A 20,430-nucleotide genomic window follows, 5' to 3' on the forward strand; every position below is an offset into this window, starting at 1 on the left:
ACAAGAGCGAGGAAATACTCGCATGCCACGAGGCCGGAATCACGGTGTTTGTTCCCAAGACGAAGACTTCGGGCGCGACCTTCGACGGGCGCTTCGGCAAAGACGATTTTATTTACGACGCTGAGACAAACGAGTATCGATGCCCGGCAGGCGAGCGCCTCATATGGCGCTACAAGACAACCGAACGTGGTCTGGAGTTTGATCGCTACTGGAGTTCGGAGTGCCAACAGTGCTCTTTGAAAGACAAATGCACTCCAAGTAGCGAACGTCGGGTAACGCGCTGGGAGCACGAAGGATTGCTCGAAGATATGCAGGTCCGGCTTGATCTTGCCCCGGACATGATGCGCATTCGACGACAGACAGTCGAGCATCCCTTCGGCACGATCAAGGCCTGGATGGGCGCAACTCATTTCCTAACTCGCACTATCGAGCGGGTGAGCACCGAGATGAGCTTGCACGTGCTCGCCTACAACATGAAGCGGGTTATCAAGCTTCTCGGTTCAGAAACGGTTATGAAAGCGATGCGGGTGTGAAACCCGTATGCGACTCACCGTCCCCGCAATACATTCGGCACTGAATTGACGTTTGTCGTGCCGCAATCGACTCGCCCCAATCTGCCAACGAGCCAGCGTGTCCTCAAATTTCCGCCGGCTGCGCGTTTTGACACACTCTGGGCCACAAACAGCCGTTCGACCCCGTGACCTGGATCGTCAACAATCGCTTCCTGCCGGTCGTGAACGTGCGCATCACGACAGCCGCAGTCGCCTCACGTCTTGCTGCGGAGGCGCGCCGAACAGACGGCTGTACTCGCGACTGAACTGCGAGGCGCTCTCGTAGCCGACCTGGATCGCGGCACTACCCGCGTCGATGCCAAGGTTGAGCATCAACTGCCGCGCTTCCTGCAGGCGCAACTGTTTCTGGTATTGCAGAGGACTTGTTCCGGTGATGTTGCGGAAATGCTGACGGAACGTCGAAGGACTCATGTGCGCGTGCGCGGCCAGGTCATCCACGTGGAGTCCCTTCGAGAAATTCTGCTTGAGCCATGTCACGGCCCTGGCGATTTGTTGGCTCGGCGATCCGTTGGCTGCAAGGTGCTGTAACTGCGGACTGTGGGGGCCAGCGAGAAGCCGCACAATAATTTCCTGCTGATAGAGCGGCGCTAATTGCGGAGCCAATGCCTGTTGGTCCAGCAATTCGATCAGCCGAATCAGCACGCCGATCAGGGCATCGTCAAGAGTTTCGATCGTGATGGGCGTGAAAGCTGGCGTTCGAGGCGGAGCCGGCAGCTGCATCTCCGCAGATGTCCTCACGATGTCACGGCTGTCCAGTGTCAGCATCAGGCCCAGCATCGGTTCCTCAATACTCGCGCGCGTGACGTGCGAGATCACAGGCAGGTCGATGCTTGCCAGCATCGACTGGCCGGGGCCGTAGTTCACCACCTGTTTTCCTACCAACGCCTGCTTATGGCCCTGCGCAACGACGCCCAGCCCGAGGCTAAAGATGCAGTGCAACGGCTCGGTTGGCCCCTTCCGGCGGTGAAGGGAAAGGGCTGGTATGGCTGTGGTGTAGTCGCCGTCAGACTGGGCAAAGCGGGCGATGGCTCGCGCGAGGCCGTGCGTGCGTGCGGTAGTCGTACTCATTGGCTCGGAAACCCGGTATTTCATGCGCAATCTCTAACGCCAAGACGATGGAAACACTTTACTCCGGTAGAAGACCATTCGCGTGGCTTTAAGCGCGCCTCGTCAGTTTAGGCAAGAAGTTCGGCGCTTTCGGCAACCTCCCTGGTGCCAATCGCGCGACACTGAAGCCAGTTAATTCATATCCGATGCTCGAATTTTGGGGCATCAAGAACACAAAGGACCAGCGTATGAATAGCAAGAAAGTGTGGCTGATTACCGGCGCCGGCCGCGGCATGGGCGTGGATATCGCCAAGGCAGCACTGGCGGCCGGCCACGATGTTGTGGCGACTGGGCGCAATCCCGAAAAGGTCAGGAGCGCCATCGGCGATCACGATAATCTTCTAGTCACCCAGCTCGACGTGACCAGCCCCGCCGATGCCGAGGCCGCCGTCGAAACTACCGTCCAGAGGTTTGGTCGCATTGACGTGCTGGTCAACAACGCGGGGAACTTCTATGGGGGCTTCTTCGAGGAGCTTAGCCCCGCCCAGGTGCGTAGCCAGCTCGAAACGCTTCTGTTCGGCCCGATGAATGTTGCCCGGGCCGTATTGCCGGTGATGCGCAAGCAGCACTCTGGCCTGTTAGTCACAATCTCATCGACGGCTGGCATTACTGCTGGCGTCTTTTGCAGTGCATATGCCGCTGCAAAGTTTGGCGTCGAAGGATGGATGGAGTCGCTTGCCCAGGAAATTGCTCCCTTTGGCATTCGCACCATGCTGGTGGAACCAGGTTTTTTTCGAACAGATCTCCTCAGCGCAGACTCAACTACCTACGCCGAACTCTCCATTGATGACTATGCGTCGCGCACTCGGGAGACCGTGACTGCGTGGAAGGGCATGAACGGCAAGCAAGGTGGCGATCCGGCCAAACTTGCCGCCGCGCTAGTGGAGTTGACGGCACAGGAAGAGCCGCCCGCTCGCTTCGCCGCCGGCGCGGATGCAGTTGAAGCTTTTGAATCCAAGGCGAACACCTTGCTCGCTCAGGCGAATGCCCACCGCGAGCTGTCTTCATCCCTTTCACACGACACAGAATAAAGACGGGCCTCGCCGGACAAGGGTTCGGCACCCTAGTCTTTGGTGCATCCGACCAGGGGGCGAGCGGCGGGCGCGACTATCTTCCGCTCAGGCAGGAATCGCACCGATTTGCTGCAAGAGGGCCAACAGGTCAGGTTGCGCGCGCTCTTCGACAATTTTTCCGTTGGAAAAGCGATAGAAGTTCACGGCCTGAACCTGAATCTTCTTTCCGCTCGCAGGCACGCCAAAGAAGGTGGCTTGGTGAGTACCGCGCATGATGAAACGTGCGGCAACCGTGTCGTTTTCCGCGATCATTTCTTCGAGCGTCCATTGAATGTCAGGGAAACCAGAACGCATCATGCCGAGGATTTCCATGTATCCGTGCGGCCCGATGAAAGGATCAGGGCTGACGGGGGCATGGAAGATTGCATTGGCATCAACAAGCTCTTCGGCAAGCACTTCGTTAGCTGTATTGATGAATTCAACAAAGCGGGACATCAACAGTTTGTTCGATTCGGCGGACATGATTTGAACCTTGTGAGTGAGTGTGGTCGCCCGCAACGGCGTCGTCTGCGTGCGCCGCCAAACGAGAGGCGGAGCAGGTTGCGGTAGGTCGCGTACGTGCCGGGTTCAGCCCGCTTACGACAACTGCAACAAGTCTAGACTGCAAATCCATTGAGATAAATGCGTGATATCTTTGGACATTCACAACAGGACGTTTCGAATGGATCGCCTCACGGGTATGAGCGTTTTCACGAAAGCAGTCGAGCTGGGTTCGTTCTCGGCGGCTGGGGATGCGCTTCAGATGTCGCCACAACTGGTCGGAAAACACGTCCAGGTGCTGGAACAGAGTCTCGGCGTGCGTCTGCTGAACAGAACGACCCGTAGGCAAAGCCCGACAGATATCGGCCGGGCTTATTACGAACGCGCCAAGATCATCCTCGCGGAGGTCGAGGCGGCCGAAAACCTCGTAGCCGAGACCCGTTCAATGCCGACTGGCCGTCTGAAGGTAAATGCGCCTGTGAGCTTCGGCATACACACCTTGGCGCCAAAATTGCCGGAGTACCTTAAGGCGTTTCCGCAGGTCGCAGTTGACGTGACTCTGTCGAATCGAGCCGTCGATCTGATTGACGAGGGTTATGACGCCGTGTTCAGGATTGGCGAACTGGGGGATAGCGGCCTGATTGCTCAGCCACTGGCTCCATACCAGTTAGTGCTCTGCGCCGCGCCGTCGTATCTTGCTGCAAACCCGCGCATAACAGTTCCCGCTGATCTCGAGCACCATGAGTGTCTTGGCTTTACGCATACGGAACTACGATCGGAGTGGACGTTTGATGGCCCTGAAGGCCGCGTCGCTGTGCAGGTCTCGGGGCGGTTCATGGGAGACCATGGTGAGGTGCTGCTGGCGGCCGCCGTGGCGGGCGTCGGGGTCATGCTTCAACCCGTGGAACTGGTGAAGGGCGAACTCGATCGGGGCAGTCTGGTTGTGGTGCTTCCGGACTATCAGGCGCCTTCGCGGCCATTACATGTTCTATATGCGCGTGATCGCCGCGTGACGCCCAAGTTGAGGAGCTTTCTGGATTTTGCGCGGGAGCACTTCGGAGCTTAGCGAAGTGATAGTTCCTCAGCGTTGTCCAAATGCCATCGGCGCCACACCCTGTCGAGCGGGCGCTGGTGGCAATGACCGCTTCCGGGAAAACTGAAGGTCTCGGATGGGTCGGCTACGGAAGTTCGGCACCAGGGGAAATCCAACACCATCCCGACGGCGCTGAACTTCCGGGTTCGTGGGCGAGCGAACCCAATGAGCGCCGGGCACTTTGTGACATCAATACATCAAGCGCCGGGGAGCGGTGCACGGAGGACTATTCGTCCCACATGGGATAGCCATATCGCCGCGATTGCCGCCGCCGGTAGTTCGGAGAATCCTAAATCCGATATTGCACGCGGCCTTCGCGAGACGCAACGGGTTGGGGCGCTCAGTTACGATGTGAAGCAGTAGTGGATGATGGAAAGTTACCCTTGGCGGCAAGTACTCGATTTCGCCCCATGTTCTTTGCCTCATACAAAGCCTTGTCGGCAGCCAGTATCAGCTCCGTAGGCTCGCCCGCGCCTCGAATCGGGATCCGGGCGTCAACACCTGCGCTTATCGTGACGAAGCCAGTTGGGTTGCCCGAATGTTCAATTTCCAGACTACGGATAGCGCTACGAATATTGTCCGCGATTGCTACAGCACGAGCTACATCGGTGTTCGGAAGAAGCACTGCAATCTCCTCTCCACCATAGCGGGCGGCAAGGTCTCCCGGACGTCCGGCTGTCAGGTCCCTGATGAGACCGCTAATCGTTCGCAGGCATTCGTCGCCCGCTGCATGCCCGTAAATGTCGTTGTATTGCTTGAAGCAATCGACATCCAGCATGATCAGTGCGAGAGCACTCGCGTGACGCGTGGCACGACTGAATTCGTTATGCAATGCGACATCGAATTGGCGGCGATTTGCGAGCCCCGTCAGGCCGTCCTGCATTGCAAGTCGTTCAAGGGTCTGATTGAGCTTTTCAAGGGAGGCGTGCGTCTTTGTCAGTTCCGCCTCGGCAGTCGTTCGCAATTCGATCTGCCGGATCAGATGCCAGCCGAACAGGCCCACCACAACGACAAGGCAAAGCACGCCAGCGGAATGCAAGATCGTGTCGCGCCACCACTCATGCAAAATCTCATCCTTGGACAACGCAGCTGCTACAAAGACCGGATAGTTCGGGAGGCTACGATAACTGTTCAGCCGCGTGACGCCGTCCTGCGCCGACTTGATGATCGCCGTTCCGGCCGGACCCTGCGTTGTGTAATAGCGGTACAGCTCGGTTCCCCGCATGTTTTTGCCGATCACTTTTTCATCGAACGGTCGACGAATCAGCATCACACCGCTATTCAGGACGAGCGCAACGGCTCCCGCGTTGCCAATCTGAAGGCTATTGTAGAAGGCTTTGAAAAAATCAATATCGACGGTTGCCAACACAACGCCGCCGAAACTGCCGTCCGGTTTATTGATTCTCCTTGAAACGGGAATAACCCACTTTCCACTCGATCGGCTTACTACTGGGACGCCAATGTGTGGACCAGGATCAGCGTTGTCTCGATGGAAGACGAAATATTCGCGATCCGAGTTATTGAATCGATTGAGTGGCGTCGATGTGGAATTGACGATCCAGATTCCGTTTTTGTCAAATACAAATAGACCGTCAAGCTGGGGAAGCCCCTGTCGGCGCATCACCAGGACGTCGTGCAGTCGTTTAAGAGCGGCCGGGCCGAGCCCGTCGTGCTGCACGCGCTCAACGATGCCCAGCAACGCCGTGTCTGCTTCCTTAAACGTGTCATCGGCCTGCTGAGCCATTGCCCGCGAGAGATTCGAGGTGGCGACGTCCATTTCGCCCAGCTCGACTGCCCGTGCATTCCAGCTTCGCCAGCCATCAAGCACAACGAGAGACAGGCAGACGATCACCACGAAGGTTATCGCGCGCCAGATGATGGACGGTCTATTCAAAATCAAACTATTCTCCGTGGACAGCCTGGATGCACTTGGCGGCGAGGCGTTTTCCGCTGGGAAAGTCGCCATAATCGCAAACGCATAGCGAGTATATCGGCATCCAGGCGCACATCTTGACGTTCGCCCGCTTGCGGGAGGTCTTGTGCCCCGCGCCGCGAGTTCGCCACCAGACACAGGTGAGCACGCGGTATACGCACCAGCTGCTTCGAAGATCAGGGGCAGCATAATGCGCGGACGCTGATGGGCCTTCTGGGCGACGCAGCCGTCGTGCCGGCGCGCTAGCCCGCGCAATCCATTTGCTCGTTGACGGCCAGACCCTCGCACGCAGTCGGCCAAGCGAGCTGCCACCTAACCGGTTGCCCAGCGCAGGGCATCGGCAATTATCTTTCGCCGATCTGACGCAGCCTCAATGCCCCGCCGACATTGTGCAATCAGGACGATAAGGCATCCTTTTTGCTCACCCAGAAGTACTGTCGAGAGAACGATATGCAGGCTGGCGATACGTCCGCCACATAGGGCAACCGCCCGTTCAATCTGTGGGGAGGCGCTATGCAGGGAAGCAATGACACGGTACGTGCTGTAATTCTTGCCACGGTGATGTCGCTATTGACAGCATGCGGCGGGGGCGGGGGTGGAGGCTCGAGCAACGGCAGTAGCGCGGCCACGCCACCGGGCGGCGTTAATCTGCAAGTTGTGTCATTCGGCGACAGCCTGTCGGACGTCGGGACCTATACGCCGCTCGCGAGCGCGGTGGGTGGCGGGCGTTTCACGACCAATCCGGGCCAGGTGTGGACTCAGAACGTCGCGCAATACTACGGCGGCTCGCTAAGCGCCGCGTTCACGATCGACATCACTCACAAGTTGAACGCGCAAAACGGTCTCGGCTATGCCGAGGGCGGCTCCACAGTGGCGACGCCGGCAAACCAGAACGACTTTCTTACCGACGTGATCGGCAATGTCGAAATGCCGGTCAATCAGCAGGTTTCGAGCTATCTGGCCACGCACGGGAGTTTCAATTCCGGTCAACTGGTCCTGATGTGGGCCGGCGCGAACGACGTGCTTCGCGCCGGTTCGCTGCCGGCCGCGGCGCCGACGGTGCAAACGGCGGCAACCACCCTCGCTCAGCTTGTCGGGCAGATCGTTCAGAACGGCGCCACGCATGTGGTGGTGGTCAATGTTCCAAATGTCGGCCTGTCGCCCAAAGGCCTCGCCGCGGCCGACGGCGGGGTCAATCTGACCCAGCTATCGCAACTCTTCAACCAGGACCTGAACGCTGCCTTGCAGGCCGATGGCCTGCAAGGCAAGGTCATCCAGATCGATTCCTATACATGGGTGAATCAGATCATCGCGAACTTTCAGGCTAATGGCTTCGTCGTGGCAAACACGGCCCAAGCCTGCGACCCTAAGAAAACGCCGGATGACACAGCATTGCTGTGCTCGCCGGCAACCTATGTGACGGCCAATGCCGATCAGACATACATGTTCGCCGACGACCTTCATCCGACGACGCATCTGCACGCGCTGTTCGCCCAATTCGTCGAGCAGCAGATCGCCAGCAGCGGTCTTGGGCACTGAGCCCTCAGGACGATGACGACTCGCCGACAGAATCGTCAGGTTCGCTGTAACGGGGCGCGAGGGCGACGCCGCGCCGACGTCAGGCTTTCTCGCTGAATTCCGGCGACTTGCGCTTCGTCTGGCGTGTGATACGTTAGTGTTAGGGACGTTCGTGTGCGGCACGAACGTCCCCTGGTATGATGCCAATCGCACGCCGGTCGGCGTTCGATTCATCGCCACGTTTCGCCGCAGCGTTTTGTAATTGCATTTCCAGCCGCGTTTTGCGCGGCAGGTCTTCCAGCCTCGAGAACCATCATGCCCGCCCAACACGACGAAGTCCCCACTACCAGCACCACGCCGGGCAAGGCTAAGCGCAAGGATCTGTCCATTGTGGCCCGCAATCTTCTGATGGTTGCCGTCGGCGTCATCGTCTTCGCGATCGTTGCGACCGTCGTGCTCTACGGTCCGATCACTTACGGCGACGAGATTCCCAACTTCGGCATCATCCTCATGCTGACCGTGCCGGTCATCGCGGGCGTGGCCTTCCGGGTGGGACTGGATGCGTGGCTGGACCGGGAATGAGCGGCAACACCACCCACACTTCCAGCCCGCCGCCCTCGCGCGCGTGAAACTGCAGGCTGCCGCCGTGCAGCCGCGCGATCCGCTCGACTATCGCCAGCCCCAGCCCGGTGCCGCCGCTATGCGCGCGAGCATTGCGGCCACGCTGAAACGGCGCTTTCAGTTGCTCCAGCTCCTCTGCCGACAGACCTTTGCCGCGATCGCCCACCGCGACATACACGGCTTCACCTGTAGCCCAACTCCGCACAGCGAGTCCGCTGCCGCCATAGACGATCGCGTTCTGCATCAGGTTCATCAGGAGCCGCATCATGCTGATCGGCCGGTAGAGAATCGCGGGCAGAACCGCGAGCGTGAGCTCGAACTCATGACCCAGCCCGGCGAAATCGCCGGCAAGCCGCTCGACCAACGCATTGAGATCGCCGGGCTCCGGCGCTTCACGCTCGCCACTTCCGGCGTAATCCATGAACTGCTGCAAGATCGTCTCGATCTGGTCCAGGTATGATTCGGCGGCGACCACGAAGCTGCTGTCGCTGCCGTCGGGCATCGCCATGGCCATCGAGAGCCGCAGTTTGGTGAGCGGCGTGCGGATGTCGTGCGAGATGCCCGCCAGCATCAGCGCGCGCGTCGCCTCGGCCTGCTGCAACGCATGCGTCATCTGATTGAAAGCGTTGCTTACCGTGGCGATCTCGACAGGACCGTCGGTCGACAACGGCGCGGGCGTTTCACCGGCACTCACGCGACGCGCCGCCTGCGTCAACGCCTGGAGCGGCTGGTTGAGGTGGCGCTGGATCACATAGCCGGTCAGCGCCGCCAGTGCGCCCAAACCGAGCGATAGCAGAATCGCGGCGTCGAGTCCGTTGCCTTGCGCGTCCTCGGGAATCGGCAGCGCGATCCAGTACGGCGTGTGCGGCGCATCGGCCGGAGCATGCATGCGAATCCACAAGCGTTGACCGCCTTCGGACTGCCAGAGCGCGGGCATGTCGGCAGGCAGATGCTCGCGCAAGCTGTCGAGAAACACGTTGCGCTGATACGTGCGATAAGCGCGCGTCAGACTGGGCGGCGGTTCAACGGCGGCATCGGCGGGTAGTTGCGTGCGAGCGTCGAGACGTGCCGTCAATTGAGCGCGCGCGCCCGGCGGCGTGGCTTGAAGCAGGCTATCGAGCGTTGTCACGTAAGTGGCGAACACCGTGGCCGCCCGTTCAACGCGGGGCCGCTGCACATAGTGCAGCAACACCGCAAGCGCGCAGAGCTGGCTCAGCATCACCAGCACGATCAGCAAGAGGATATTGCGCGCCAGCAGCGTTTTCGGCAGCGCCCTCTGCAGCCACGCGCGCGTCATGAGTCGACGTCCGCGACCAGCATGTAGCCGACGCCCCACACGGTCTTGATGAAGCGCGGCTTCGACGGGTCGTCCTCGATAATCTGCCTGAGCCGCAGCACCTGCACGTCGATGCTGCGATCGAGCGCATCGTGATCACGCCCACGGGCGCGCGCCAGCAGATTGTCACGGCTCACGGGCCGGTTCGGCGACGAGGCCAACGCGACCAGCAGCAGCATCTGCGCAGAATGAATCTCCAGCAGTTCGCCGGTACGCGACAACTGCTGCTTGCCGACATCGAGACTGAAATCGCCGAAACGCACGCTCTGCGAGGTCACGGTGACATCGCCCGAGGCGATCTTCTGGCGGCGCAGCAGCGCATTGATCCGCGCGACCAGTTCACGCGGCAGGAAGGGTTTGGCGAGGTAGTCGTCGGCGCCGGTTTCGAGGCCGAGCACCCTGTCGAGCGGATCGCCCTTCGCGGTCAGCATCAGGATCGGCAGCGTCTGCCCTTGCTCGCGCAAACGGGCGCAGATGGCGAGGCCGTCCTCTTCGCCGATCATCAGATCGAGCACTAGCAGATCGAACGGCTCACGTTCCAGATAGCGGTCGAGCCGTTTGCCGTCCTCCGCGATCCGGACGTCGAAGCCATGCCCGCGCAGAAAACGCTGCAGCATATTGCGCAGTTCGGCTTCGTCGTCGAGCACGATGATTTTTGCGGGGCGATCCATACGAAAGCTCCTCGGTTTAAGCGTCGGGCGGTGCATGCCGCGCCGCGTGCCGTTCGGCCTGGCGCTGCAACAGCACGTAGAACGACGGAATGAACAGCACGGCAATGCACGTTGAAGCGAGCATCCCCGAAAATACCGCAATCCCAAGCGAACGGCGCGCGCTCGCACTCGCGCCGGTGGCGATCACGAGCGGCACCACGCCGAGAATAAACGCGAACGAGGTCATCATGATCGGCCGGAACCGCAAGCGCGCCGCTTCCACCGCGGCCTCGGCGATGCTCACGCCCTGCGCGCGCAGATGCCGTGCGAACTCGACGATCAGAATCGCGTTCTTCGCCGACAGCGCGATCAGCAATACGAGGCCGATCTGCGTGTAGAGGTTGTTGGCAGCCCCCAGGATGGCAAGCGTGCCGGCTGTACCGAGCAACGCCAGCGGCACGGCGAGCACCACCGCCACCGGCAGCAACCAGCTTTCGTATTGCGCGGCCAGCACGCAGAACACCAGCAACACACCCACGGCAAACACCCAATACGCCGAATTGCCGACCAGTTTCTCCTGATACGACATCGCGGTCCATTCGTAACCGATACCCGCGGGCAGCACGCGCGCGGCTTCCTGCTCGAACGCGGCAATCGCCTGGCCGGTGCTATAGCCGTTCGCCGGATTGCCGTTGATGGCCGCTGCCGGCGCGAGGTTATACAGCGTCGCCACTGCCGGGCCGACGCTCGTATGCGCATCGATGAACGTGCCAAGCTCCACCATATGACCACTGTTGCTGCGAATCTGCAAACGGCGGATGTCGTCGGTTTCGCGGCGAAACGCGCCGTCGGCCTGCACGAACACGGGGAACGTATGGTTGAACGTCGTGAACTGGTTCACATAGCTCGAGCCGACGTAATCCTGCAGCAGGTCGAACACATTGCCGACCGGCACCTGCAGCGACTCGGCCTTGGCGCGATCGAGCGTAAGTTCGACGGTCGGCACCGACGCGCGAAACGGGCTGAACACGCGCTGCAGTTCGGGCCGCTTCGAAACGCTGGCGATCAGCGCGTCGGTGGCGTCCTGCAAACGCCGATAGTTCTGCGAGCCGTCCGTGAGCATCACCTGCATCTGAACGCCGCCGCTATTGCCGAGGCCCTGGATCGGCGGCGGCACGATCACCACGGAGCGCACGTCGGGCAGTTTCGCGAGTTCGCTATTCATGCGCAAATACAGCGAGCGCAGGTCCTCGCCCTTGCCGCGCTTGCTCCAGTCGTCGAGCGTGACGTAGATCAGCGCGGAATTCGGCAGCGATGCGTTGTTATCGAGCGGCGAGATGCCACCGATCGACACCACATGACTCACGCCAGGAATCGCGCCGATGCGCTTTTCGATCTGCGTGCTCGCCTCGCGGGTGCGGCCGAGCGAAGCGGCATCGGCCAGTTGCGCGGCGATCAGGATATAGCCCTGATCTTCGAGCGGAATGAAGCTGGTGGGCACACGCGTCAGCAAAAACGCAGACGCCGCGCCGAGCACCAGCGCGATGCCGAGCGCGAGGCCACAACGCTGCACGAACCACGAAACAATGCGCACATAGCCCTTTTCGACACGGGCGTACCCCTTGTCGAACACGCGATACACGATGTTCGGCTTGCCGGGCCGCGCATGCCGCAGCCAGCGCACGCTTTGCACCGGTTTGAGCGTTACCGCATTGATCGCGCTGACGATGGTCGTTGCGACGACAACCAGCGCGAACTGCCGGTACATCTGGCCCGTGACGCCGCCGAGAAACGCCGATGGCAGGAACACCGAGATCAGCACCAGCGTGATGCCGACGATCGGCCCGAGCAACTCGTGCATCGCGTCGATGGCAGCCTGCTTCGGCGTCTTGCCCTGCTCGATATGCTGCGTAATCCCTTCCACCACCACGATCGCGTCGTCCACCACGATGCCGATTGCCAGCACGATCGCGAACAGCGTCAGCAGGTTGATCGAAAAGCCGAGCATGTAGATCGCGCCGAACGTGCCGATGATCGTCACCGGAATCGTCGTGGCAGGCACCAGCATCGCGCGCCAGTTCTGCAGGAACAGCAGGATCACTGCGAGCACCAGCAGCGCGGCCTCGAACAGCGTCTTGTACACGTCGATCACCGACTGCCGCACGAAGGTCGTCGTATCGAACGGCAATTGATAGCTGACGCCCTTCGGCATATCTTTGGCCAGCCGCGCCATGGTCGCTTTCACGGCATTGCCGACTTCCAGCGCGTTGGCTTCCGGCAGTTGATAGATGGCAATGCCCGCAGCCGGTTTGCCGTCGAGATTGAAGAACTGTCCATAGCTCGACGAACCGAGTTCAGTGTGACCCACATCGCGAATGCGCACGAAGTGGCCACCGTCGTTGGGATCGGCTTTAACGATGATGTCGTCGAACTCGTGCGGATCGGACAGCGCGCCCTGCATCGCCACCGTGAGCTGGAACGCCTGGCCGCCCGCGTTCGGTTCCGAACCGAGTTGGCCGGCGCTCACGTCCTTGCTTTGGCTCTGGATCGCCTGCATCACATCGGCGGCGGTCAGACCGCGCTCGCTCAGCTTCTGCGGATCGAGCCACACGCGCATGCTGTATTGGCCCGTGCCGAACACGGTGACGTCGCCGACACCCGGCAAACGCGCGAGTGTGTCGCGCAGATAAATTACCGCGTAGTTGCTCAGAAACAGCGAATCGTATTTCGGATCAGGCGACTGCAGCGTGTACAACTGCAGGATCGCCGTGGAGCGTTTACGCACGGTCACGCCCTGCTGCTGCACCGCTTGCGGCAATTGCGCGGTGGCGGCCGACACGCGGTTTTGCACCAGCACCTGCGCTTTATCGACATCCGTGCCGACGGCGAAGGTGACCGTGAGCGTGTAGGTGCCGTCATTGGTGCTGGTCGATTGCATGTACAGCGCGTTTTCCACGCCATTGACCTGCGTTTCGATCGGCAGCGCCACGCGGTCGATCACGGTCGCAGCGCTCGCACCCGGAAAGCGTGCGACAACCTGCACGGTCGGCGGCGTGATCGGCGGATATTGCGCGATAGGCAGGTTGATCAGCGCGACAGCGCCGAGCAGCATCACGATCAACGCGATCACATTGGCGAGGACCGGGCGCTCGACGAAGAAGCGGATCATGACTGGCCCTGCGCCGCCGCGGCGACCACCTGCACCTTGGCGCCGGGCGCGACAGCCAGCGCACCGCCGGTCACGACCTGGTCGTTCGCGGTGAGACCCGAGGTGACCGCCCGCTGCGAACCGTACAAGCCACCAATGACCACCGCGCGTTTTTCGATCACGCCCGCGCCGTTCACGATCAGCAACGACGCACCCGCCTGATCGCGCAGCAACGCGGTGTCCGGCACCAGCAGCACGTTTTGCGGCGCACCAGCGGGAATATGCACTTCAACCGACATGCCGGGAATCAGGTGCGCGTCCCGATTGGCGATATCGGCGCGCAGCTTGACCGCCCCGCTATTCGGATCGACGCGTGTGTCGACAAATTCGAGCGCGGCGTCCTCACCTTGCCCTTGACCCTGGCCCACTGCTGCGCCGAGCACATTGACGCGCACTGTGCGGGGTGGCTGCGTAAAAAGTCCGATGCGGTTAGCGTCGCGTTCGTTGAGCGTGAAATTCACGTACACCGGCTGGATGCGGTCCAACGTGGCGAGCTTGGTGGAGTCGGAAGCGCCCACCAGATTGCCGACGTCGAATGCACGTGCACCGATGCGGCCCGCGAACGGTGCGCGTATTTCCGTGTAAGCGAGATTGATGCGCGACATGTCACGTTTGGCGAGCGCCTGGTCGCGTGTGGTCTGGGCTTTTTGCAGCGTCGATTCGGAGGTGGCGTTATCCGACGTGAGTTGCTTTTGCCGGACCAGTTCCTGGTTGGCATTGTCGAGCGCGGACTGGTCGTAGGTCAGTTGCGCGCGATACGTATCCGGCTCGATGCGAAACAGCACCTGCCCTTGCTTGACGTAAGCGCCATCGGCAAAGCCAATTTCCTTCAGCACGCCCTGCACGCGCGCGATTAGCGTGACGGTCGCCGAGGGCGCGACGGTGCCGCTCAGATCAAGTTGTTCGCGCACCTCGCGCGGCACTGGTCGTGTCACGCTGACTTGCGGCAGGGGCACGGCTTGCGCCGATTGTGCCGATTGTGCGGCAGGCGCGCTGCCGTCGTGGCACGCGGCGAGCGCCATTGCCGCTGCCAGCACGATGCAAAGCGTCGCTCCCAAGTGCCGGCCTGGTTCGTTCCGGCTTGGTTCGTTCCGGCTTGGCTCATTCCTGTTGGCCACGTTACCGCATACCCCGCTCGTGCTCGTCTCTGCCATGTTGTTATTTCCCATTCTCGAGCTGGCCTCCACTGGCGCGCGCCAGCGCGGAATTCGCCGGCGGGTTCAGCAAGCGGCCCCAGTCCGTGCGCTGCGCCATCTGTTCGGCGATCTGTTCGCTCACCACCTGCTGCCCCTCTGCCACTTCCCAGCCGCCACCCAACGCGCGATACAAAGACACCGCCGCAAGCGCGGCGATCCCGTGGTTCTGCGCGAGCGAATCGCCATCGCGCAACATCGAACGCGATGCGTCCAGCACCGTGTCGTACGTGACCGATCCCGCGCGATACTGGATATTGGCGAGCTTCAAAGCGCGTTGCGACGCATCGGACGCACGCGACGACGCCGCCAGCGCATCGAGTGAGGTCCGCAGTGCGGCAATCGCGTCCTCCACTTCTTTCTGCGCTTGCAGCACCGTGTTCTGATAGTCGAGCACGGCCTCCTGGAAGGCGGCGTCCTGAATCCGTACGGCGTTCTTCAACTGGCCGCGATCGAGGATCGGCAGCGTGATGCCCGCGGAGAAGAGACCGATCGTCTTGCTACCCCACTGCGACAATCCGATGCCATGCTGTTCGCCCGACGAAAGCCCGAACAGTCCCGTCAACGACAGCGACGGATACAGCTTCGCCTTGGCCGCGCCGATCAGCGCCGATTGCGCCGCCGCGTTGAGCGCGGCCTGGCGCACGTCGGGACGGCGGCGCAGCAGATCGGCGGGAATACCGACATCGATCTGCGTCGGCGGCACCGGAATCGCGCTGCTGCCTTTGAGTTGCGCATCGACTGCGTCGGGGGGATCGGCGAGCAGCACGGCGAGCGTGTCGCGGTCTTGTGCGCGTGCCTTGATGAGCGGCGGAATCTGCGCCTCGGTTTCAGCCACCAGCGTAGCGGCCTGTTCGACGTCGAGCTGGCTCGACGCGCCACGTTTGTAGCGCGCCTGGGTCAGCGTGAGACTCTGCTGCACCGCCTTCAGGTTTTGCTGCGCGACCGCGATACGTTGTTCGAGCGCGCGCAGATCGATGTACGCATTGGCGACATCGGCGAACAGCGACACGAGCGCGTTGTCATACGCGGCTTCGGACACGCGCAATTGCGCGCGATCCGATTCGATCTGCCGGCGATACTTGCCCCAGAAATCGATTTCCCAGCCCACGTTCACACGCAGATGCTCGGCCCACAGATGCGTTGGCGGAATCGGACCGACGCCGCTTGTGTTGATATGGTCCGCGCCAACGGACACGCTGCCGGATTGTGGCAGCAGATTCTCGGCGCTGACCGCGAGTTGCGCGCGCGCCTTTAAGATATGCAAACCCGCCACTTGCAGCGACAGATTGCGTTCGTACGCACGCTGTTCCAGCGCGCTCAGCACAGGATCGTTGAATGCGGTCCACCAGGCTGCCTGGTCACCTGGCGCGGTCTGCGCCTCGCCGGACAGGCTCTCGAGCCACTGGTTTTCGAGCGTCACGTCCGGCTGTTTGAAGTCGGGGCCGACCGTCACGCAACCCGTCAGCGCCACGCTCATCGCTACGATCAGCGCGCAGGCGATGGACAGGCGGCAGGACGTGGCTGATTTCATCGCGCATTGAGGCGTCAAATATCCTACGATCCCGCCGATGCCCGCGCGGCTCAGTGCGCTGCCCCGCGTTCCTGCATGAATGCCGCGATCTGCGGCAAGGTGATGTAGCCCGCCTTCTGCGTGTCGATTTCATCGAAATGCTTGGCGACCATCGGCATGCCCGCGGCGGCCTGTTCCCGGGTGAGCTTGCCGTCGTGCGTGGTGTTGGCATTCGCAAAGCGCGTTTGCAACTGCTGCGCCATGCGCTCCATGCGCTGAGGGTTGCCGCCCTGCGGTGCGGCCGTTTGGGCGAACGTGACGGTGGATGCGCAGCACAGCAGCACGACGGCGAGAAACTTTTTCATGACTGACTCCTTGGATCGAGCCATCGTGCGTCGCCTGCTAACCGCCGCGATCCGTTCGATGACAGGCCGAATTCTTGAGGATGTGCCGCCGGAAGGCAATTTGAGAATCATGTCGCCTTATGTCATGGCTTTTCGCGGCGCCGGCGCAGCAGATGTTCTCGCTGTCGTCGCAACACAGCATGCGCTTCATACACCTGCATGCTCATCTCATGGCCCACTTTCGCGCGACATTGAATGAAATAAGTTCGCGCTGCCGTTTTCGGGGCGGTTTGCGTATCTTTCGTCTGCCGGCGCTGCCAGTGCCGCAAGTGCCTTAAGTGCATCAAGTGCCTTAAGTGCATCAAGTGCCTCAAGCGGCGTCTCAACGGTTCGGAAGGGTTCTCAAGCAATCCGAATCAGTCGCACGGCTTCTTCACCGGAAGACGCTCCGCACCGCTCAACGTCTCAGGAGTATCAAGTGAGTATTCGTCTCGTCTGCGCCTCTACCTTCACCGCCATCGGTCTCGCCTGTTCGTCGACGGCGTTCGCCCGGGTGGTCGTCTATATGCCGGCTGCCGTGGTCTACGCGCCGCCGCCGCGCCCGGTCTATTACTACGCGCCGGTCAAGCCGGTCTATGTGGTAGCGCCGCCGCCGGCTCCGATTCCCGTTGCCGTAGCGGTCGGCACGCCCGTGCCATTGCCTCCGAAACCCGTCACCCTGTACACGACGGTCGTGGTTCCCGCGCCGACCAACTATGCAATCGTGCCCGCCCCTGCCGTCACCTATGCGCAACCCGTGATGGCGGTGCCGCGCTGAATGTGCCGGATGCGAGTCCCGACACACCATCCCCGCACTGTCAGCGTGAACGTATCCAACGTATTGATTACATAAATCGCCGTTGAACCAGCATAGGACATGCTGTACGCAAGAATGCCTGGTGAATTCCCGTTGTGCTGAAGAATGGCCGGCGCGCCGCGCGAGAACAGCTTGTTCCGCTTGCGCGGCGCGCTGAGTCGCGCATTGATCGCGCATTGAACCAGTACGTCGGCGCGCTGGACTCCCGGCGATCGGTCGCTTGTGCTCTCCGACACAATTCTTACCGGCAAAGACGTGAGATGGACTCGCTTTTTTGGCTGTCCCGGGACGTATTGGGTGGATTAAAACAGGTGGAAGACCAGTCTTCTCCAGAGGCCCGCCTGACTGGGCGGCGCCGATACATCATATAAATGCATGGCGTTCGAAAGCTCGATGTTAGCTCGACATCGTGGACGCGTGGTACGGCGCTTGCTGCACTCTTCACCACCGTCAGGCGCGCCCATTAGTCGGACCTATCTGTCCAGCTACCGGCGTCTGGCTCGCACGCGCTTGATCGCCCGTCCACTTCCTCTTCTGGAACTTTAGTTAGATGAGCTATCACGACATAGACAAAGAAATCGCCCATCTCGAACTCGTCTTCGGGAAGATTTCCACCACCGATCGCATTCCACTGTCGTATTGGCGCAATCGGCTGGGCATGTTTCCCAAAACGTTGCTGATGACGACACAGCGCGCCCGCCTCGCGCGGCTCGAAGCCGCCCTGCGCTCACTCGAGCAGTCCGCGCAAACGCCGGCAGCCGAGCGGCCCATGCGAGCGACGGGCACCCGGTCATGACGCGTTGCCCTTTATTTACCCTTAACCGATCAGGATCCGCGCGGCGAGCGCTAGCGCGAGGGCGGGCAGCATCACCACCACGCCCACTTTGAAAAACTTCATGAAGCTCACGTCTTCGCCTTCGCGGCGAATTGCGTTGAGCCAGAGGATCGTTGCGAGCGAACCGGTGATCGACAGGTTCGGACCCAGATCGACGCCGATCAGCAGCGCGTCGATCACGCGCTCAGGACTATGCGCCTGCATCACGGTCGAACTGGCGACCAGACCCGCCGGCAGGTTGTTCATCAGATTGCTGCCGATCGCGATGACGCTGCCCGCCCAGCCAGCCGTCGTGGCTTCACTGTGTTGCGTCGCTTCTTGCAGCAGATGGACGAATGTCTTGATGACGCCGGTGTGATCGAGCATCTCGACCAGCACAAACAACGCGGCGACCAACGGCAGCACGCTCCACGATATTTCCCGGATCATCGGCAGCGGCGATTTGCGCTCCTGGATCAGCACGACCGCGGCGGTCAGCGCGCCGAGTATCGCGGTGGGCAGGCCGAGCGGGACATCGAAGGCGGACACTGCCAGCAGCACGACGGCCGTCACCGCGATACCCGCAAGCGCAACGCGCCCACTCGACGACAACTCGAGTGGTTCGAGATCGGCCTCGCAGGTGCCGGCGAGCGCGTCGCGCTGAGTCCAGCGCAACAGCACATAGGTCGCGACGATCGACAGCAGCGAAGGCAGCGTGAAGCGGATCAGCCAGGCGCCGAGCGCGGGCGTGTGATTGCCGTACAGTACGATGTTGGCCGGATTCGAGATCGGCAGCACGAAGCTCGCGGCATTCGCAATGAACGCGCAGACGAAGAGCAAGGGCAGCGGAGGCGTCTTCGCTTTTTTGGCGGCGGCAAAAACGGCAGGCGTGAGCACGACCGCGGTGGCGTCATTGGAAAGGAAAGCGGTGATGACCACGCCGACCAGGTAGACCAGCAGAAAGAGCTTTCGCGGCGATCCTTTGGCGTGGTTGACCGCGAAAACGGCGACCCAGTCGAACAGACCTTCGCGGCGCCCGACTTCCGATAGCAGCATCATGCCGACCAGGAAGAGGTAGACGTCCGTGCCTTTGCCGACTGCCTCGACGGCCAGATCGACGGGAAGCAGGCCCAGCGATACGAGTAATAGCGCGCCGGCGACGGCCCACACGGCCTCGGGCCATTTGAACGGGCGGGTGATGACGCCAGCCGTGGCGGCTATGGCAATACCCCAAGACAGGAAGACGGAATTCACCAAGCAGGTCCTTGATTCTGATTGCGCGCGAGCGCGGATTTTGTAGCGATTAAGCCGGAAAATTAACACAGTGCCACGTCTTTTCAGCAAATCAGACCGCCGTCCGGCTTTATTTCATCCCCATTAGCGTCACGGCTAGAACAATCTGTTCTCTTCTCCTGGTCTATTCAATTTTCATTGGCATCCCTACTATCCGCATTTACACGCGACACACCGCACGCGGCTCGCACCACGAATAGTGAGCATGAACCCATGAATCCCCGTCCTTCAGACGTCAAGCACTACAGCGGCCCTGCCGTCGCATTGCACTGGCTAATCGCATTGCTGATCATCTGCGGGTTCTATATCGGCTGGATCATGACCGATATCCCTGGCTTCACGCCTACCAAGCTGAAGTACTTCTCGTGGCACAAGTGGATCGGCGTGACGGTTTTCGTGCTGGCCGTGGCGCGCGTGCTGTGGCGCACCACTCACCGCGCGCCGGCGCTCGACAGCGCTACACCCGCATGGCAGAAGGCTGCGGCCCATCTCGTGCACGGCGTGCTCTACGTTCTGATGCTGGCAATTCCGCTGTCCGGCTACTTCTATAGCTCGGCCGCGGGCATTCAGGTGGTGTACCTCGGCATCGTGCCGCTGCCCACCTTCATCGGCCCGGACCAGGCGCTCAAGGCAAGCCTGCGCACGGTCCATGTGCTGCTCAACTACACGCTGTTGGCACTCGTTGGGATGCACGTACTCGCGGCGCTCAAGCATCAATTTGTCGACCGCGACGGATTACTCGCACGGATGATTCCGTTCCTCAAATGACACACGAGCAACGGCCGATTGGCTACAGCCTGTTGGCAATCTAATTCCCAACGGTGCG

Annotated in this window: 19 protein-coding genes; 9 read left to right on the forward strand and 10 right to left on the reverse strand. The window is 61.1% G+C overall.

The genetic code is table 11. The annotated features are described in order from the left end of the window. Positions 1-533: transposase (locus tag FSO04_RS12510; protein WP_154559982.1), on the forward strand; the 533-nt coding region annotated here is incomplete at its 5' end. Positions 534-746: 213 nt separating this feature from the next. On the opposite strand, the gene FSO04_RS12515 is transcribed toward FSO04_RS12510, so the two are convergent. Next, positions 747-1,664, reverse strand: a complete 918-nt coding sequence (locus FSO04_RS12515) for an AraC family transcriptional regulator (protein ID WP_154559983.1) — start codon at positions 1,662-1,664, stop codon at positions 747-749. 203 nt (positions 1,665-1,867) lie between these two features. Between FSO04_RS12515 and FSO04_RS12520 the strand changes: the two genes are divergently transcribed. Beyond that, positions 1,868-2,710: an SDR family oxidoreductase gene (locus FSO04_RS12520; RefSeq protein WP_154559984.1), complete on the forward strand. Its 843-nt coding sequence runs from the start codon at positions 1,868-1,870 to the stop codon at positions 2,708-2,710. 87 nt (positions 2,711-2,797) lie between these two features. Here the strand turns inward: FSO04_RS12520 and FSO04_RS12525 are convergent, their stop codons facing one another. Next, a complete protein-coding gene (locus tag FSO04_RS12525) occupies positions 2,798-3,214 on the reverse strand; it encodes an ester cyclase (protein WP_154559985.1) in 417 nt (138 codons plus the stop codon). Positions 3,215-3,413: 199 nt separating this feature from the next. Here FSO04_RS12525 and FSO04_RS12530 point away from each other — a divergent pair, with 199 nt between their 5' ends. Beyond that, entirely contained in the window at positions 3,414-4,298 is an 885-nt protein-coding gene (locus FSO04_RS12530) for a LysR family transcriptional regulator (RefSeq protein WP_154559986.1), read from the forward strand. Positions 4,299-4,665: 367 nt separating this feature from the next. Here the strand turns inward: FSO04_RS12530 and FSO04_RS12535 are convergent, their stop codons facing one another. After that, entirely contained in the window at positions 4,666-6,225 is a 1,560-nt protein-coding gene (locus tag FSO04_RS12535; protein ID WP_325063521.1) for a sensor domain-containing diguanylate cyclase, read from the reverse strand. A 546-nt stretch (positions 6,226-6,771) separates the two neighbouring features. On the opposite strand from FSO04_RS12535, the gene FSO04_RS12540 reads away from it, so the two are divergent. Together FSO04_RS12540 and FSO04_RS12545 are read left to right on the forward strand one after the other, a co-directional pair. Continuing rightward, positions 6,772-7,797, forward strand: coding sequence for an SGNH/GDSL hydrolase family protein (locus FSO04_RS12540; RefSeq protein WP_154559988.1), 1,026 nt, complete (start codon positions 6,772-6,774; stop codon positions 7,795-7,797). A 294-nt stretch (positions 7,798-8,091) separates the two neighbouring features. Continuing rightward, positions 8,092-8,358: a hypothetical protein gene (locus FSO04_RS12545; protein WP_154559989.1), complete on the forward strand. Its 267-nt coding sequence runs from the start codon at positions 8,092-8,094 to the stop codon at positions 8,356-8,358. On the opposite strand, the gene FSO04_RS12550 is transcribed toward FSO04_RS12545, so the two are convergent. The 6 genes from FSO04_RS12550 to FSO04_RS12575 all read right to left on the reverse strand — a co-directional run bounded on the left by FSO04_RS12550 (position 8,303) and on the right by FSO04_RS12575 (position 16,662). Further along, the gene (locus tag FSO04_RS12550; protein ID WP_154559990.1) at positions 8,303-9,694 is read right to left on the reverse strand and encodes an ATP-binding protein; all 1,392 of its coding nucleotides are present in this window, start codon (positions 9,692-9,694) and stop codon (positions 8,303-8,305) included. The genes FSO04_RS12545 and FSO04_RS12550 overlap by 56 nt on opposite strands. Then, on the reverse strand, positions 9,691-10,404 hold the full coding sequence (locus FSO04_RS12555) for a response regulator (protein ID WP_154559991.1): 714 nt from the start codon (positions 10,402-10,404) through the stop codon (positions 9,691-9,693). Before FSO04_RS12555 ends, FSO04_RS12550 begins: the two co-directional genes overlap by 4 nt. 16 nt (positions 10,405-10,420) lie before the next feature. Continuing rightward, entirely contained in the window at positions 10,421-13,552 is a 3,132-nt protein-coding gene (locus FSO04_RS12560; RefSeq protein WP_154559992.1) for an efflux RND transporter permease subunit, read from the reverse strand. After that, a complete protein-coding gene (locus tag FSO04_RS12565) occupies positions 13,549-14,649 on the reverse strand; it encodes an efflux RND transporter periplasmic adaptor subunit (protein ID WP_233464821.1) in 1,101 nt (366 codons plus the stop codon). Before FSO04_RS12565 ends, FSO04_RS12560 begins: the two co-directional genes overlap by 4 nt. Positions 14,650-14,749: 100 nt before the next feature. After that, entirely contained in the window at positions 14,750-16,318 is a 1,569-nt protein-coding gene (locus FSO04_RS12570; protein WP_154559994.1) for an efflux transporter outer membrane subunit, read from the reverse strand. Positions 16,319-16,368: 50 nt separating this feature from the next. Further along, positions 16,369-16,662, reverse strand: coding sequence for an EF-hand domain-containing protein (locus FSO04_RS12575; RefSeq protein ID WP_097393818.1), 294 nt, complete (start codon positions 16,660-16,662; stop codon positions 16,369-16,371). On the opposite strand from FSO04_RS12575, the gene FSO04_RS12580 reads away from it, so the two are divergent. The 3 genes from FSO04_RS12580 (at position 16,661) to FSO04_RS12590 (ending at position 18,293) form a co-directional block, all read left to right on the forward strand. Beyond that, the gene (locus tag FSO04_RS12580) at positions 16,661-16,900 is read left to right on the forward strand and encodes a hypothetical protein (protein WP_154559995.1); all 240 of its coding nucleotides are present in this window, start codon (positions 16,661-16,663) and stop codon (positions 16,898-16,900) included. The two genes, FSO04_RS12575 and FSO04_RS12580, sit on opposite strands and share 2 nt — an antisense overlap. 219 nt (positions 16,901-17,119) lie before the next feature. Beyond that, complete coding sequence (locus FSO04_RS12585) at positions 17,120-17,458, forward strand: hypothetical protein (RefSeq protein ID WP_168435661.1); 339 nt, start codon at positions 17,120-17,122, stop codon at positions 17,456-17,458. 589 nt (positions 17,459-18,047) lie between these two features. Next, positions 18,048-18,293, forward strand: coding sequence for a hypothetical protein (locus FSO04_RS12590; RefSeq protein WP_154559996.1), 246 nt, complete (start codon positions 18,048-18,050; stop codon positions 18,291-18,293). 21 nt (positions 18,294-18,314) lie between these two features. On the opposite strand, the gene FSO04_RS12595 is transcribed toward FSO04_RS12590, so the two are convergent. Next, positions 18,315-19,565 carry an arsenic transporter gene (locus tag FSO04_RS12595; protein ID WP_168435662.1) on the reverse strand — a complete coding sequence of 417 codons (1,251 nt, stop codon included), beginning with the start codon at positions 19,563-19,565 and terminating at the stop codon, positions 18,315-18,317. 252 nt (positions 19,566-19,817) lie between these two features. Between FSO04_RS12595 and FSO04_RS12605 the strand changes: the two genes are divergently transcribed. Next, positions 19,818-20,372 (forward strand): cytochrome b, encoded by a 555-nt coding sequence (locus FSO04_RS12605; protein WP_154559998.1) that lies wholly within the window; start codon positions 19,818-19,820, stop codon positions 20,370-20,372. Positions 20,373-20,430 lie beyond the last annotated feature (58 nt).

The organism is Paraburkholderia madseniana (assembly GCF_009690905.1).
GTDB lineage: Bacteria > Pseudomonadota > Gammaproteobacteria > Burkholderiales > Burkholderiaceae > Paraburkholderia > Paraburkholderia madseniana.

Coding starts and splice junctions, on each gene's coding strand:
- FSO04_RS12515 (WP_154559983.1), bottom strand. CDS start 1,664: ATGAAATACCGGGTTTCCGAGCCAATGAGTACGACTACCGCACGCACG.
- FSO04_RS12520 (WP_154559984.1), top strand. CDS start 1,868: ATGAATAGCAAGAAAGTGTGGCTGATTACCGGCGCCGGCCGCGGCATG.
- FSO04_RS12525 (WP_154559985.1), bottom strand. CDS start 3,214: ATGTCCGCCGAATCGAACAAACTGTTGATGTCCCGCTTTGTTGAATTC.
- FSO04_RS12530 (WP_154559986.1), top strand. CDS start 3,414: ATGGATCGCCTCACGGGTATGAGCGTTTTCACGAAAGCAGTCGAGCTG.
- FSO04_RS12540 (WP_154559988.1), top strand. CDS start 6,772: ATGCAGGGAAGCAATGACACGGTACGTGCTGTAATTCTTGCCACGGTG.
- FSO04_RS12545 (WP_154559989.1), top strand. CDS start 8,092: ATGCCCGCCCAACACGACGAAGTCCCCACTACCAGCACCACGCCGGGC.
- FSO04_RS12550 (WP_154559990.1), bottom strand. CDS start 9,694: ATGACGCGCGCGTGGCTGCAGAGGGCGCTGCCGAAAACGCTGCTGGCG.
- FSO04_RS12555 (WP_154559991.1), bottom strand. CDS start 10,404: ATGGATCGCCCCGCAAAAATCATCGTGCTCGACGACGAAGCCGAACTG.
- FSO04_RS12560 (WP_154559992.1), bottom strand. CDS start 13,552: ATGATCCGCTTCTTCGTCGAGCGCCCGGTCCTCGCCAATGTGATCGCG.
- FSO04_RS12570 (WP_154559994.1), bottom strand. CDS start 16,318: ATGAAATCAGCCACGTCCTGCCGCCTGTCCATCGCCTGCGCGCTGATC.
- FSO04_RS12580 (WP_154559995.1), top strand. CDS start 16,661: ATGACTGACTCCTTGGATCGAGCCATCGTGCGTCGCCTGCTAACCGCC.
- FSO04_RS12575 (WP_097393818.1), bottom strand. CDS start 16,662: ATGAAAAAGTTTCTCGCCGTCGTGCTGCTGTGCTGCGCATCCACCGTC.
- FSO04_RS12590 (WP_154559996.1), top strand. CDS start 18,048: ATGAGCTATCACGACATAGACAAAGAAATCGCCCATCTCGAACTCGTC.
- FSO04_RS12605 (WP_154559998.1), top strand. CDS start 19,818: ATGAATCCCCGTCCTTCAGACGTCAAGCACTACAGCGGCCCTGCCGTC.